Below are 13,386 nucleotides of genomic sequence, written 5' to 3' on the forward strand. Positions count from 1 at the left end.
GTGTTCCGCGACGGGGAAACGGACCCTCGGAAGAAGGTTCGTGGGCCTCTTCGCCTCGGCCGTTTATTCTGGAAGAGGCGATGACCGTCACACTTCACGTCTGCATCACCTGCCGCGCCGGCCAGACGCTTGGCGAGGGCGAGACCACGCCCGGCAAGCGCCTGCATGGTGCGATCCTCGAGGCGGGCGTGCCCGAGGGCGTCAATGTGGTTCCCGTCGAATGCCTGTCGGCCTGCAGCCAGGGCTGCTCGGTCGCGCTCAGCGCGCCCGGCCGCTGGTCCTATGTCTATGGCCGCCTGTCGGATGCGAATGCGCAGGACGTCGTCGCCGGTGCCGCGGCCTATGCGGCCGCGCCGGACGGCCTCGTGCCCTGGCGCAGCCGGCCCGAAATCTTCCGCAAGCAGTCGCTTGCCCGCATTCCCCCCATCGCCGTCGTGCCGGAGGCCGCCGAATGAACTCGCTCGCAAAAGTCCCTGTCACGGTGGTCACAGGCTTTCTCGGTTCCGGCAAGACGACGCTGATCCAGCATCTGCTCAGCAATGCCAACGGCAAGAAGCTTGCGGTGCTCGTCAACGAGTTCGGCAGCGAGGGCGTCGACGGCGAAATCCTGAAGTCCTGCGCCGACGCCAATTGTCCGGAGGAGAACATCGTCGAGCTCGCCAATGGCTGCATCTGCTGCACCGTGGCCGACGATTTCATTCCGACCATGGAGCAGTTGCTGGCGCGCCCGGTGAGACCCGATCACATCCTGATCGAGACCTCGGGCCTCGCACTGCCCAAGCCGCTGCTGAAGGCGTTCGACTGGCCTGAAATCCGCTCGCGCATCACGGTCGACGGAGTGATCGCGCTCGCCGATGCCGAAGCCGTTGCCGCCGGCCGCTTCGCGCCCGATCCGGATGCGGTCGAGGCGCAGCGCGCAGCAGACGAGAATCTCGATCACGAGACGCCGCTGTCGGAAGTGTTCGAGGACCAGATCGCCTGCGCCGACATCGTGCTGCTGACCAAGGCCGATCTGGCCGGCAGCGCCGGCATCGAAGCCGCCAAGGCCGCGATCACTGCCGAGATGCCGCGCCGCGTGCCGATGTTGCCCGTCACGGACGGTGCGATCGATGCGCGCGTCATCCTCGGTCTCGGCGCCGCCGCCGAGAACGATCTCGCCGCGCGTCCCTCGCATCATGATGGCGAGGAGGAGCACGAGCATGATGATTTCGCATCCGTCGTGATCGATCTTCCTGAGGTTGCCGATGTCGATGCGCTGGTCGCGTCTGTGCAGCGCCTGGCGCGCGAGCAGAATGTGCTGCGCGCCAAAGGCTACATCGCCGTCGCCGGCAAGCCGATGCGCCTGCTGCTGCAGGCGGTGGGCGAGCGCGTACGCCACCAGTTCGACAAGCCCTGGGGCGCGGGTCTCAGGCAATCCAAGCTCGTCGTGATCGGCGAGCATGGCGACATCGACGAGGCTGCGATCAGGTCAGGACTCGGCATCTGATGCACGTCGTCTTCCGCGAGAGCCGCGGTCTGGAGGAGACCGCGACGCCAAGGGACATCGGCCAGGACCCGGCCGATCTCGTGGTGCTCTCGTACTCGGATTCCGATCTTGCCGCGTTCGCGGCCGGCTGGCGGCGTGGCCGCGACAGCCTGCCGTCGCTGCGGCTCGCCAATCTCGCGGAACTACGACATCCACTCTCGGTCGACACCTATATCGAGCGCACGCTGTCGCAGGCGCGCGGCATCCTGGTGCGCCTGATCGGCGGCGAGTCCTACTGGCAGTACGGGCTCGCAGCGCTGCAGCAACTTGCGAAGGATCGCGGCATCGTGCTGGCCGTGCTGCCGGCCGACGGTCGCGACGACACGCGGCTCGATGCGTATTCGACCCTGCCGGTTTCGACGCTGCGCCGGCTCAAGGTGCTCTGCGACACCGGCGGCCCGGTCGCGGCGCAAGCGGCGATCGCGCAGCTCGCGCTCGCGTCGGGGTTTTATGCGGGCCCGGTCGTCGGCGAGATGACGGTGCCCGAGATGGGCTTCTACGATCCTGCGCGCGGTGTCATCCCGGCGCCGGTCGCGGCGGAGGGAAAGCCGCGCGCGCTGGTGACGTTCTATCGCTCCTATCTCACCGCTGCCGATACCGGCCCTGTCGATGCGCTCATCGCGGCGTTGCTCGACAAGGGTTTTGACGCGCATGGCGTGTTCGTCACCTCGCTGAAGGCCGCGGGCGTTGCCGATTGGCTGCGCGCGCATCTGGCGCAAAGTCCCGCGGCTGCGATCGTCAATGCGACGGCGTTCTCCGCGATTGGCGACGACGGCGCCACGTCGTTCGATGCCGCATTGTGTCCGGTATTCCAGGTCGCGCTCTCCACTGCGCGGCGTGAGGACTGGGCGGAATCGCTGCGCGGCCTCTCGCCCGGCGACCTCGCGATGCATGTGGTGCTGCCCGAGGTCGATGGCCGCGTTTTCGCGGGCGTGGTGAGCTTCAAATCGGCTGCGGAGCGCGATCCCGATTTGCAGTTCTCGCATCTGGCGCACAGGCCCGACCAGGAGCGCGTAACGGCCGTCGCCGCGCGTGTCGCGGCGTGGCGGCAGTTGGCGGTGACACCGGCTGCTGAGAAGCGAGCAGCGATCGTCCTCTCGAACTATCCGGGCCGTCCGCACCAGATCGCACATGCGGTTGGTCTCGATGCACTGGCGTCAGTTGAGGCATTGCTGTCCGATCTCGCGGAGGCCGGATTCAATGTCGCGCCGGTTCATGCACTTGGTGAGACGCTGCTCAAGCAGCAATTGACCTGGAGCGTTGCAGAGTACCGCGCAGCGTTATCGCGCCTGCCGCAATCGCTGCAGGACGATCTCGCGCAAGCCTGGGGCGCGCCGGAGACTGATCCAAGCTGCCGCGAAGGCGCGCTTCATTTCGCGGCCATCACTTGCGGCAACTCGATCATCGCGGTCCAGCCGGAGCGCGGCGATGCGGCAACGCGCGATGCCGACTATCACGATCTCGCCCGCACGCCGCGCCATGCCTATGTCGCGTTCTATCTGTGGCTTCGGCAACAGAGCTGCGATGCCGTCGTGCACATGGGGGCGCATGGTACGCTGGAATGGCTGCCCGGAAAATCCGTCGCGCTGTCATCGGGCTGCTGGCCGGAAGCCTTGATCGGCGATCTCCCCGTCATCTATCCCTTCATCGTCAACGATCCCGGCGAGGCCGCACAGGCCAAGCGGCGCCTGGGGGCCGTCACGATCGGTCACCTGCCGCCGCCGCTCGCAGCATCCGCGGTGCCGGAAGGCCTGCGCCGCCTCGAGCGCCTCCTCGACGAATATTCGACCGCCGATGGTCTCGATCCCGCCCGTCGCCAGCGATTGATCGCGGCAATCCGCGACGAGGCGCGCGCGGCGGGCCTCGAGGACGATCTCGGCCTCGATGCCTCTGCCGCACCGGCCGAAGCGATCCCGCGCATCGACCGCTTCGTCTGCGATCTCAAGGAGAGTCAGTTCGGCGACGGCCTGCACGTGTTCGGCCGCGGCGCCTGTGCTGATGCGGAGCGCGACGCCCTGCGTGCTGCGCTTGCAGGACAACGCGTCGCGCCGGGGCCATCGGGCTCGCCCTATCGCGGCCGTCAGGACGTCTTGCCGACCGGGCGCAATCTCTTTGCCGTCGATCCGCGCGCGGTACCGACACCGTCGGCGCATGCGCAGGGCATAAAACTCGCCGAAGAGCTGCTGCGGCGTCATCTGCAGGATCACGGCGACTGGCCGAAGGGCCTCGTGGTCGATCTCTGGGGCTCGGCGACCATGCGCACCGCCGGCGAGGAATTTGCCATGGCGCTGCATCTGGCCGGCCTCGCGCCGCGCTGGGATCATGCCTCCGGCCGTGTCACGGGTTATGACGTCATCGCGCCGGGCGAGCTCGGCCGCCCCCGGATTGACGTCACGCTGCGCGTGTCAGGCCTGTTCCGTGACGTCTTCTCCGGTCTTGCGCAATTGTTCGAGGCCGCATCCGAGGCGCTCGCGTCGCGCGACGACGAGGGCGAGGAGAATCCGTATCGCCAGCGCACCTCCCGCGTGTTCGCGCCGCGTCCCGGACAATACGGCGTCGGCCTGTCGGCGATCCCGGATGCCTTCACGCTGGAGACGCGCGAAGCGGCCGGCGAGGCCTGGCTGTCGGCGTCATCCTGGGCGTTCTCCGCCGATGGCGAGATCAGGGCCGATCGTGCCGGCATCGAACAGCGGCTCGCCTCTGCCAACGCCTTCGTCCACGTCCAGGACTTGCCTGAAACCGATCTGCTACTCGCCGCGGATTATGCCGCGCATGAAGCCGGCGTCGCGGCAGCGGCCGCGCATCTCGGCGGAGCCACGCCCTCGCTCTATCACCTCGACGCAACGCGGCCCGAGCAACCGCACGCGCGCACGCTGACGGAGGAGATCTCCCGCGTGGTTCGCGCGCGCGCGGCCAATCCGGCCTGGATCGCCGGCATGATGCGCCACGGCTTTCGTGGCGCCGCCGAGATCACCGCGACGCTCGAGCACATGGCGGCCTTCGCCCATCTGGCGGGCGCCGTGCCGCCGCATCTGTTCGATCTCTACTACAACGCGACGCTGGGCAACGAGGACGTCAGCGCGTTCATGGCCCGTGAGAATCCGGCAGCACTTGCCGCGATGGAGACCTGCTTCACCCGTCTGCATGAAGCCTCGCTCTGGCGGACCCGCCGCAACTCGATCGCGGCCGCGCTGAGGGAGGCCTCATGAGCGCGGTTATGGTCAAGGGCTGGTGCCCCGGTGCGCTGCGACCGATGCAATCGGGCGACGGCCTCGTCGTCCGCGTGCGGCCGTTCGGAGGGCGGCTCGATGCGGCGCAGGTGTCCGGACTTGCGCATCTGGCCGAACGCCATGGCAACGGCCTGATCGACGTCACCAGCCGCGCCAATCTCCAGATCAGGGGCGTCAGCGACAGCAGCCACCGGCTGCTGCTCGACGGGCTCGCGCAACTGGCATTGCTGGATCCCGACGCCGACACCGAATCCAGGCGCAACATCCTGGTGACGCCGTTCTGGCGCGCAGGTGACGAGACCCAGGCGCTCGCCGCCGAGCTCGAGGAGGCGCTCGAGAACAGCACACTCGCGCTCCCGAGCAAATTCGGCTTCGCCGTCGATGACGGCAGCTCGCGCGTGCTCGCCGGCGATCCCGCTGATGTGCGGATCGAGCGCGATCGCGCCGGTGGACTGCTGGTGCGGGCCGATGGCGCCAAGCTCGGCCGTTCCGTGGCGCGCGGTGAGGCCGTGACCACCGCGCTCGCGCTCGCAAACTGGTTCGTGACATCAGGCGGTGTCAGGGGCGGGCGAGGGCGCATGGCCGCGCATCTCGCAGCCGGTGCGGAATTGTCCGAGGCGTTGCGCGGCGAGGCTGAACCGATGCCGGTGATGGCCGCGGCGCGTCCCGGCCTCTATCCGCAGGGCGCGCTGATCGGCATCGCCTTCGGGCAGATGCCGCATGCGACGCTCAACCAGTTCGCCGGTTGCGGACATGCGCTGCGCATGACGCCATGGCGGATGGTCCTCAGCGAAGACAAGCGAACGATGCCGTCCGCGGCCGGACTCATCACTGAGGCCTACGATCCGGCGCTGCGCGTCATTGCCTGCAGCGGTGCGCCGCGCTGTCGCGAGGCCCACGCCGACACCCGCGCGCTGGCAGCCGCGCTCGCGCCCAACATCGGCGCGGCGGCGCGGCTTCACGTCTCCGGCTGTGCCAAGGGCTGCGCGCATTCCGGCGCAGCCGCGATCACGCTGGTCGCGACCGGCGCCGGCTTCGATCTCGTGCGCGGCGGATCGACACGCGACGAGCCCATCCTGCGCGGGCTGAGCCGCGACGACATCGTCGGCAATCCCACCATCCTGCTGGGAGGGCATTGATGCCGCACGTTTACGAGACCGATGGCGCGGCGATCTACCGGCAGTCCTTTGCGACCATTCGCGCGGAAGCTGATCTTGCCCGCTTCACAGCCGATGAGGAGCAGGTCGTGGTGCGGATGATCCATGCCGCTGGCATGGTGGGCCTCGAGGCGCACATCCGCTTCACGTCAGGCATGGCGAGTGCTGCGCGCGCAGCGCTGCAGAAGGGCGCCCCGATCCTGTGCGATGCGCGCATGGTCTCCGAGGGGATCACGCGCGCGAGACTGCCGGCCGGCAATGCCGTGATCTGCACCCTCGGTGACGCCGCCGTTCCGGCGCTGGCGCAATCCATGCGCAACACACGCTCGGCTGCCGCCCTTGAGCTATGGCGCCCACACCTCGACGGCGCGATCGTTGCGATCGGCAACGCGCCGACCGCGCTGTTTCATCTCCTCAACATGCTGGAGGACCGCGACTGCCCGCGGCCGGCAGCGATCATCGGCTGTCCGGTCGGCTTCGTCGGCGCGGCCGAATCCAAGGCCGCGCTGATGGCCAATCCACCCGTGCCGGCGCTGACGGTCGAGGGCCGCCTCGGGGGCTCGGCGATCACCGTCGCTGCCGTGAACGCGCTGGCGAGCCGGAGCGAATAGCGATGGGACGCATCATCTGCTGCGGTCTCGGCCCCGGTGATCCCGATCTGATGAGCGTGCGCGCCGATCGCACGGTGCGCGGCGCCCAACACGTTGCCTATTTCCGCAAGAAAGGCGGGCCCGGCCAGGCGCGCCGCATCGTCGAGGGTATGCTCGCAAGCGACGTCACCGAATATCCCATGGAATATCCTGTGACGACGGAGATCGCGTTCGACAGCCCCGAATACGTGCAACTGCTCGCCGGGTTCTACGATGAATGGTCCGAGCGCCTGGCGCGGTTGGCGCGTGCGGTTGACGTCATCGTGCTCTGTGAGGGCGATCCCTACTTCTACGGCTCCTTCATGCATCTGCACACGCGCCTGCAGGGACGAGTCGAGATCGAGGTGATCGCGGGCATTCCCGGCATGGTCGGCTGCTGGAATGGCGTGGGACAACCAATCGCGCTCGGTGATGACGTGACGACGGTGCTGATGGGGACGCTTCCCGAAGGCGAGCTCGAACACCGTATGCGCAATTCCGACGCGCTGGTCGTCATGAAAACCGGCCGCAATCTCGCAAAAGTGCGTCGCGCGCTCGCGTCCGCCGGGCGGCTGGACGATGCCTGGCTGGTCGAGCGCGGCACCATGCCGGGCGAGCGCGTGGTGCGGCTTGCCGAGATCGATGCGGCCGACTGTCCCTATTTTGCGATCGTGCTCGTGCACGGCAAGGGCCGCCATCTGGACGCGGCCGAATGACGGGCACGCTGACAATCGCGGGCCTCGGCCCCGGCAGTGAGGCGCTGGTGACGCCGGAGGTTTCCGCCGCGCTCGCGACCGCGACGGATATTCTGGGCTACAAGCCTTACGTGTCGCGTGTGCCGCCGCGACCGGGCCTCAAGCTGCATCCATCCGACAACCGCGAAGAGCTGCAACGCGCGAGCGAGGCGTTGCGTCTGGCCGCCGAAGGCGGGCAGGTCGTCGTCGTCTCCTCAGGCGATCCCGGCGTCTTCGCCATGGCGTCCGCCGTGTTCGAAGCGCTCGAACAGGCGCCGCAATATCAGGAACTGCCGATCCGCGTGCTGCCGGGCATCACCGCGATGCTGGCGGCGGCCGCGCGGGCCGGCGCGCCGCTCGGACACGACTTCTGCGCGATCAACCTCTCCGATAATCTCAAGCCATGGGCGGTGATCGAGAAGCGTCTGCGGCTCGCGGCGGAGGGCGATTTTGCGATCGCGATGTACAACCCCCGTTCGGCGAGCCGGCCTGAGGGATTTGGCCGCGCGCTGGCGGTGTTGAAAGAGTCCGGCTGCGGCGAGCGCCTCGTGATCTTTGCGCATGCGATCAGTGCCGCAGACGAGAAGATCGAGACCGTCTCGCTGAACGAGGCTCGGCCCGAGATGGCCGACATGCGGACTCTCGTCATCGTCGGCAATTCGCAGACGCGCCGCGTCGGCCGCTGGGTCTATGCACCGAGGCGGGTAGAATGACCGAGCCACTGCATCACGTCGGCGACGCTCTCGACCCGCGGACGTTCGGGCAGTTTTGGTCGCGAGATCATGACCACGGGAAGGCCGATCACGCGCGCTGCGTCGATCTTGGCGCGCGCGCCGTCGCCGCCGGAATTGCGGGCGACGATCCAGGCGATGCCACGGCTCCGCATCATCTCCAGCTCGCCCTCAAGCGTGAACGGTCCGCGCGACACGATCACGTCGGCTGCGAAGGGCAGGGGCGCATCGGGCGGATCGACGAACCGCAGCGTGTAGGCGTGCTGAGGCTTGCTCGCGAATGGCGCGATGTGCTGGCGGCCAATGGCGAGAAAGACGCGCGCAGGCGTCTCGGGCAGCTCTGCGACGGCCGCGTTGACGTCGTCGACCTCGATCCAGTTGTCGCCTTCCGTCCTGTCCCATGGCAGGCGTTCGAGCGCGATCAATGGCGTACCGGCTTCGGCGCACGCCGCAACCGCATTGCAGCTCATCTCGGCAGCGAACGGATGCGTCGCGTCGATCACGTGCGTGATCTCTTCGCGGCGAATGTAGTCGGCAAGCCCGCTCACGCCGCCGAAGCCGCCGATGCGGGTCGGCAGCGGCTGGTCGGCGGGCGCGCGGGTGCGGCCGCCATAGGAATAGACGGCATCGATGCGCGCGCGCGCGATCTCCGCGGCGAGCGAGCTCGCATCGGCCGTTCCGCCCAGAATAAGGGCGCGCGTCATGGCTAAATCCTTGGCTAATCCCTGGCTGACCATCATCGGTATCGGCGAAGATGGCCTTGCCGGGCTGTCCGACGCAAGCCGAAACGCACTTGCCCGGGCCGAAACCGTGTTCGGTGGTGAGCGCCACCTCGCGCTTGCAGATGTGGGAAGCCGCGGCCGTTCGTGGCCGGTGCCGTTCGATGCCGATGTCGTGCTGAGCTGCCGCGGCAGGCCGACGGTGGTGCTCGCCTCCGGCGATCCGTTCTGGCATGGCGCCGGCGCGAGCATCGCCGAGAAGCTGCAGGCTGGCGAATGGATCGCGCATTCAGCGCCGTCGACCTTCTCACTTGCGGCCGCGCGGCTGGGCTGGCGACTCGAATCCGCCGTCTGCTTCGGGCTTCACGCCGCGCCTTTCGAGCGCCTCGTGCCGCATCTGGCGCGAGGGGCGCACATCATTTGCCTCGTGCGCGATGGGAAGGCGGCGGGTGATCTTGCAAAATGGTTGAGCGAGCGCGGATGGGGAGCCTCGGCCTTCTGGATGCTCGCTGCGCTGGGCGGGCCGCGCGAGAGCATCAGGGAATATCGCGCCGACAGCTTTGCCGGCGATCTCACCGGAAACCTGGTTGTAGTCGCACTTGAAGCGAAGGGAGCTCAGGGCATCCCCCGCAGCACGGGACTATCAGACGATCTCTTCATCCATGACGGCCAGATCACCAAGCGACCCGTGCGCGCGCTGGCGCTCTCGGCGCTGGCGCCGCGTCCCGGCGAGCGGTTATGGGATATCGGCGCCGGATCGGGCTCGATCTCGGTGGAGTGGGCGCTGTGTGGTGGGACGGCGACCGCGGTGGAAGCGCGCGAGGATCGCGCCGCGAATATCCGCAAGAATGCGGCCGCTTTCGGACTGGCGCATCGCATCACCATTGTTGAGGGGAAAGCGCCCGGAGCTCTCGCTGCGCTGGACGCGCCGGACGCCGTCTTCATCGGCGGCGGTCTCGATAGCGCGATGTTCGACGTCATCTGGTCGCGGCTGGCGCCGGGGGCACGCCTGGTTGCGCATGCGGTGACGCTGGAGACGGAAGCGCTGCTCGGCGAGCTGCATCAGCGCCATGGCGGCGAGTTGATGCAGGTCGAGATCGCACATGCCGCGCCGCTCGGCCGCTATCGTTCATGGGAGGCCGCTCGACCGGTGGTGCAGTGGAGTGCGGTCCGATGAGGGTCGCTGGGCTCGGATTCAGAAAGGATGTCACACTGGCTTCGCTGCGCGAGGCGCTGCTGGCTGCCGGCGGCCCCGAAGGGCTCGCGGCGGTGGCAACTGTCAGCGACAAGGCCGACGCGGAGGCGCTGAAGCAACTCGCACGTGAGTGCGGTGTGCCGATCAGGACCGTTCCCGCCGAGACACTGGCCGGCATCGACACGCTCACGCAATCGAAGCTCATCGCAGAGAAGTTCGGCACGGGATCGCTTGCCGAAGCTGCGGCGCTCGCGGCGGCTGGCCCTCGCGCGAGATTGATTGCGTCGCGCTCGGTCTCGCAGGACCGCATGGCCACTGCCGCAATCGCGGAAGGAGACGGCCCATGACCGTGCATTTCATCGGTGCCGGGCCGGGCGCAGCCGATCTTCTCACCTTGCGCGGCCGCGACCTGATCGCGGCCTGTCCGGTCTGTCTCTATGCAGGCTCGCTGGTGCCCGAAGGCATCCTTGCGCATTGCCCACCCGGCGCGCGCATCGTCAACACCGCGCCGCTGTCGCTCGACGAGATCGTCGCGGAGATCGCTGCCGCACATGCCGAGGGCAAGGACGTCGCGCGGCTGCATTCCGGCGATCTCTCGATCTGGTCGGCGATGGGCGAGCAGCTCCGCCGCCTGCGTGCGCTCGGCATTCCCTATACCGTCACGCCCGGCGTTCCTTCTTTCTCCGCCGCTGCGGCAGCGCTCGAGGTCGAGCTGACTTTGCCCGGCCTCGCCCAGACCGTGGTGCTGACGCGCACGCCGGGCCGCGCCAGCGCGATGCCTGAAGGCGAGAAGCTCGCCGCGTTCGCCGCGACCGGCGCGGTGCTTGCGATCCATCTCTCGATCCATCTGCTCGACCAGGTCGTCGCCGAGCTCACGCCGCATTACGGCGCGGATTGTCCGGTCGCGATCGTCTGGCGCGCGAGCTGGCCGGAGCAGCGTATCGTCCGCGCCACGTTGGCAACACTCGATTCTGCCGTCGGTGGCGAGATGGAGCGCACCGCGCTGATCCTGGTCGGCAAGACGCTTGGCGCTGCGGATTTCGATGAGAGCCGCCTCTATGCCGCCGACTACGACCGCCGCTATCGCCCGGTCGGTGCCGAGCCGCGCTTTCCGGAGGCGTCGTGATGCCGGCTGCGCTCGTCATCTCCGCACCTGCCTCCGGCGTCGGCAAGACCACGCTGACGCTGGCGCTCGCGCGCGCCTGGCGCAATCATGGCCTCAAGGTGCAATGCTTCAAGAGCGGGCCGGATTATATCGATCCCGCATTCCACGCGGCTGCCACGGGACGCGCCTCCGTCAACGTCGATAGCTGGGCGATGGACCGCGCGACGATCGACCATCTCGTCGCTCGCGGCACGGACGCCGACATTGTCCTCGCCGAAGGCTCGATGGGCCTGTTCGACGGCGTCGCCACGCGCGGCGTGTCCGGCACCGGCGCTTCGGCCGACATCGCGGAGATGCTGGGCTGGCCGGTGGTGCTGGTGATCGATCCCTCGGGGCAGGCGCAGACCGCGGCGGCGATCGCCGCGGGCCTTCGCGACTATCGCCCCGGCGTGCGCCTTGCCGGCGTCGTGCTCAATCGCGTTGCCAGCCCGCGCCACGAAGACCTCGTACGGCGCGCGCTGAACGATGCCGGCATCGCCGTGTTCGGCGCGTTGCCGCGTCACGCCGAGATCAGCCTGCCGAAGCGGCATCTCGGCCTGGTGCAGGCGGAGGAGCAGGCGGAGATCGGCAAGCTGATCGATGAGGCCGCGCGCTTCGTCGCCGAACATGTCGATCTCGATGCAGTGCTCCGCTTCGCTGCCAGCTGGTCGCCGCAACCTGCAACGAATGGGTTGAACGTGACGCCGCCCGGGCAGCGCATTGCGCTGGCACGCGACGCCGCGTTTTCCTTTGTCTATCCGCATATGCTGGAAGCCTGGCGTGCGGCCGGCGCCGAGATCACGACATTCTCGCCGCTTGCCGATGAAGTGCCCGACGCGAACGCCGACGTCTGCTGGCTTCCGGGCGGCTATCCCGAACTCCACGCGGGAAAGATCGCGGCCAATACACGCTTCCGCAGCGGCTTGCGCGCGTTCGCCGAGACGCGGCCGGTGCACGGCGAGTGCGGAGGCTATATGGTGCTGGGCGCAGGCCTCACCGACGCCGACGGGATCCGACACGAGATGACGGGCCTGCTTGGCCTGGAGACCAGCTTTGCCAAGCGCCGCATGCATCTGGGCTATCGTCTCGCCGCCCTCGCGGCGCCGATGCCGGGGCATCAGGCGGGCGCGCGCCTGCGCGGCCATGAGTTCCACTATTCGACCATCCTTGCCCAGCCCGATACGCCGCTGGCGGTCGTGCATGATGCAACGGGCGCGGTCATCGCCGAGACCGGCTCGCAGCGCGGCCGTGCCACCGGCACATTCTTCCATCTGATCGCGGAGGACCGGTGAGCGGTTTTGTTTCCTTCGTCTCCGCCGGTCCCGGCGATCCCGAGCTCCTCACAGTGAAGGGCGCCACGCGGCTGCGCGAGGCCGACGTCGTGCTCTATGACGACCTTGCGTCCGGCGCGATCCTCGATCTCGCCCGGCCTGGGGCCAATCTCGTTGCGGTGGGGAAGCGGGCGGGGCGCCCCTCGACCAAGCAGCACCACGTCAATCGCCTCCTGGTCGACTACGCCGCAACCGGCGCGCGCGTGGTGCGGCTGAAGTCCGGTGATGCCGGTATTTTCGGTCGACTCGAGGAGGAGATCGAGACGCTGCGCGAGGCCGGCATCGGCTACGAGATCGTTCCCGGCGTGACCTCGGCCTGCGTCGCCGCGGCGCAGGCAGGAATCCCGCTGACCCGACGCCACACCTCGCGCCGGGTGCAGTTCGTCACCGGGGCCGATGTCACCGGCGAGCTGCCGCCCAACCTGAACTGGGCGGCGCTGGCCGACCCTGAAGCGACCACCGTGGTCTATATGGGCCGGCGGACCTTTCCGGCGCTTGCCGCAAAATTGATCGCGCATGGCCTCGCCCCATCCACCCCGGCGCTGTTCGCCGAATCCCTCGGCCGACCTGACGAACGGCTGGTCCGCACCACGATTGCCGAGCTTGCCGAGCAGCTTGCGCGGGGCAGGGCGGCTTCGACGGCCGCCGTGATCCTGTTCGGCGCGCTGGCAGGGGAATATCCGTCATGATGGCCGCCGCAGCCGTTCGCCCCTTGACGCCCGCAATGCGAAAGGGGCACACAAGAGGGGCATGGTGCTCGACGCGGCGCAAAGCGCCGGAGCATAATCGGGAATGGGGATGGGCGGACCCAGTTGCGGCGCCCAAAACCCCAGCCGCCCCCGCGACTGTAAGCGGTGAGGGGCTCCGATCAGCCACTGGGCCGCAAGGTCCGGGAAGGCCGGAGAACCCCAGTGAACCGCGAGCCAGGAGACCGGCCGTGCATGTTTTGAGGCCAAGGCCGTCGGGTGTGACGGCAGGAAGGAACTGAGCC

General features: G+C 68.3%; 13 protein-coding genes and 1 riboswitch. Of the genes, 12 read left to right on the forward strand and 1 reads right to left on the reverse strand.

Annotated features, from left to right (window positions below):
* Window positions 1-80: 80 nt before the first annotated feature.
* Genes IQ16_RS06935 through cobJ form a run of 7 tightly spaced genes read left to right on the forward strand, consistent with a single transcriptional unit; the run spans window position 81 to window position 7,988 of the window.
* Window positions 81-455 carry a DUF1636 family protein gene (locus IQ16_RS06935; RefSeq protein ID WP_018647636.1) on the forward strand — a complete coding sequence of 125 codons (375 nt, stop codon included), beginning with the start codon at window positions 81-83 and terminating at the stop codon, window positions 453-455.
* Window positions 452-1,486 carry a cobalamin biosynthesis protein CobW gene (gene cobW / locus IQ16_RS06940; protein ID WP_018647635.1) on the forward strand — a complete coding sequence of 345 codons (1,035 nt, stop codon included), beginning with the start codon at window positions 452-454 and terminating at the stop codon, window positions 1,484-1,486. The genes IQ16_RS06935 and cobW overlap by 4 nt, the downstream gene beginning before the upstream one ends.
* Window positions 1,486-4,734 (forward strand): cobaltochelatase subunit CobN, encoded by a 3,249-nt coding sequence (cobN, locus tag IQ16_RS06945; protein WP_018647634.1) that lies wholly within the window; start codon window positions 1,486-1,488, stop codon window positions 4,732-4,734. Before cobW ends, cobN begins: the two co-directional genes overlap by 1 nt.
* A complete protein-coding gene (cobG, locus tag IQ16_RS06950) occupies window positions 4,731-5,894 on the forward strand; it encodes a precorrin-3B synthase (protein ID WP_018647633.1) in 1,164 nt (387 codons plus the stop codon). The genes cobN and cobG overlap by 4 nt, the downstream gene beginning before the upstream one ends.
* Window positions 5,894-6,523, forward strand: a complete 630-nt coding sequence (locus IQ16_RS06955; RefSeq protein WP_018647632.1) for a precorrin-8X methylmutase — start codon at window positions 5,894-5,896, stop codon at window positions 6,521-6,523. Before cobG ends, IQ16_RS06955 begins: the two co-directional genes overlap by 1 nt.
* Window positions 6,524-6,525: 2 nt before the next feature.
* Window positions 6,526-7,257, forward strand: a complete 732-nt coding sequence (locus tag IQ16_RS06960; protein WP_018647631.1) for a precorrin-2 C(20)-methyltransferase — start codon at window positions 6,526-6,528, stop codon at window positions 7,255-7,257.
* Window positions 7,254-7,988 (forward strand): precorrin-3B C(17)-methyltransferase, encoded by a 735-nt coding sequence (gene cobJ, locus IQ16_RS06965; protein WP_018647630.1) that lies wholly within the window; start codon window positions 7,254-7,256, stop codon window positions 7,986-7,988. The genes IQ16_RS06960 and cobJ overlap by 4 nt, the downstream gene beginning before the upstream one ends.
* Here cobJ and IQ16_RS06970 read toward each other — a convergent pair.
* Window positions 7,964-8,710: a cobalt-precorrin-6A reductase gene (locus IQ16_RS06970; protein WP_018647629.1), complete on the reverse strand. Its 747-nt coding sequence runs from the start codon at window positions 8,708-8,710 to the stop codon at window positions 7,964-7,966. The two genes, cobJ and IQ16_RS06970, sit on opposite strands and share 25 nt — an antisense overlap.
* A gap of 10 nt (window positions 8,711-8,720) precedes the next feature.
* Here IQ16_RS06970 and IQ16_RS06975 point away from each other — a divergent pair, with 10 nt between their 5' ends.
* The 5 genes from IQ16_RS06975 to cobA are packed head-to-tail and all read left to right on the forward strand — an operon-like array spanning window position 8,721 to window position 13,084.
* Window positions 8,721-9,902 (forward strand): bifunctional cobalt-precorrin-7 (C(5))-methyltransferase/cobalt-precorrin-6B (C(15))-methyltransferase, encoded by a 1,182-nt coding sequence (locus IQ16_RS06975; RefSeq protein WP_020608124.1) that lies wholly within the window; start codon window positions 8,721-8,723, stop codon window positions 9,900-9,902.
* The gene (locus IQ16_RS06980; RefSeq protein WP_018647627.1) at window positions 9,899-10,267 is read left to right on the forward strand and encodes a cobalamin biosynthesis protein; all 369 of its coding nucleotides are present in this window, start codon (window positions 9,899-9,901) and stop codon (window positions 10,265-10,267) included. The genes IQ16_RS06975 and IQ16_RS06980 overlap by 4 nt, the downstream gene beginning before the upstream one ends.
* Complete coding sequence (gene cobM, locus IQ16_RS06985) at window positions 10,264-11,046, forward strand: precorrin-4 C(11)-methyltransferase (RefSeq protein WP_018647626.1); 783 nt, start codon at window positions 10,264-10,266, stop codon at window positions 11,044-11,046. The genes IQ16_RS06980 and cobM overlap by 4 nt, the downstream gene beginning before the upstream one ends.
* On the forward strand, window positions 11,046-12,356 hold the full coding sequence (locus IQ16_RS06990) for a cobyrinic acid a,c-diamide synthase CobB (protein WP_018647625.1): 1,311 nt from the start codon (window positions 11,046-11,048) through the stop codon (window positions 12,354-12,356). Before cobM ends, IQ16_RS06990 begins: the two co-directional genes overlap by 1 nt.
* A complete protein-coding gene (gene cobA / locus IQ16_RS06995) occupies window positions 12,353-13,084 on the forward strand; it encodes a uroporphyrinogen-III C-methyltransferase (protein ID WP_018647624.1) in 732 nt (243 codons plus the stop codon). Before IQ16_RS06990 ends, cobA begins: the two co-directional genes overlap by 4 nt.
* Window positions 13,085-13,129: 45 nt before the next feature.
* A riboswitch (cobalamin riboswitch) is annotated at window positions 13,130-13,349 on the forward strand.
* The last annotated feature ends 37 nt before the right edge of the window (window positions 13,350-13,386 follow it).

It is taken from the genome of Bradyrhizobium huanghuaihaiense, assembly GCF_007830635.1.
GTDB classification, from domain to species: Bacteria; Pseudomonadota; Alphaproteobacteria; order Rhizobiales; family Xanthobacteraceae; genus Bradyrhizobium; species Bradyrhizobium huanghuaihaiense.

Coding starts and splice junctions, on each gene's coding strand:
- IQ16_RS06935 (WP_018647636.1), top strand. CDS start 81: ATGACCGTCACACTTCACGTCTGCATCACCTGCCGCGCCGGCCAGACG.
- cobW (WP_018647635.1), top strand. CDS start 452: ATGAACTCGCTCGCAAAAGTCCCTGTCACGGTGGTCACAGGCTTTCTC.
- cobN (WP_018647634.1), top strand. CDS start 1,486: ATGCACGTCGTCTTCCGCGAGAGCCGCGGTCTGGAGGAGACCGCGACG.
- cobG (WP_018647633.1), top strand. CDS start 4,731: ATGAGCGCGGTTATGGTCAAGGGCTGGTGCCCCGGTGCGCTGCGACCG.
- IQ16_RS06955 (WP_018647632.1), top strand. CDS start 5,894: ATGCCGCACGTTTACGAGACCGATGGCGCGGCGATCTACCGGCAGTCC.
- IQ16_RS06960 (WP_018647631.1), top strand. CDS start 6,526: ATGGGACGCATCATCTGCTGCGGTCTCGGCCCCGGTGATCCCGATCTG.
- cobJ (WP_018647630.1), top strand. CDS start 7,254: ATGACGGGCACGCTGACAATCGCGGGCCTCGGCCCCGGCAGTGAGGCG.
- IQ16_RS06970 (WP_018647629.1), bottom strand. CDS start 8,710: ATGACGCGCGCCCTTATTCTGGGCGGAACGGCCGATGCGAGCTCGCTC.
- IQ16_RS06980 (WP_018647627.1), top strand. CDS start 9,899: ATGAGGGTCGCTGGGCTCGGATTCAGAAAGGATGTCACACTGGCTTCG.
- cobM (WP_018647626.1), top strand. CDS start 10,264: ATGACCGTGCATTTCATCGGTGCCGGGCCGGGCGCAGCCGATCTTCTC.
- IQ16_RS06990 (WP_018647625.1), top strand. CDS start 11,046: ATGCCGGCTGCGCTCGTCATCTCCGCACCTGCCTCCGGCGTCGGCAAG.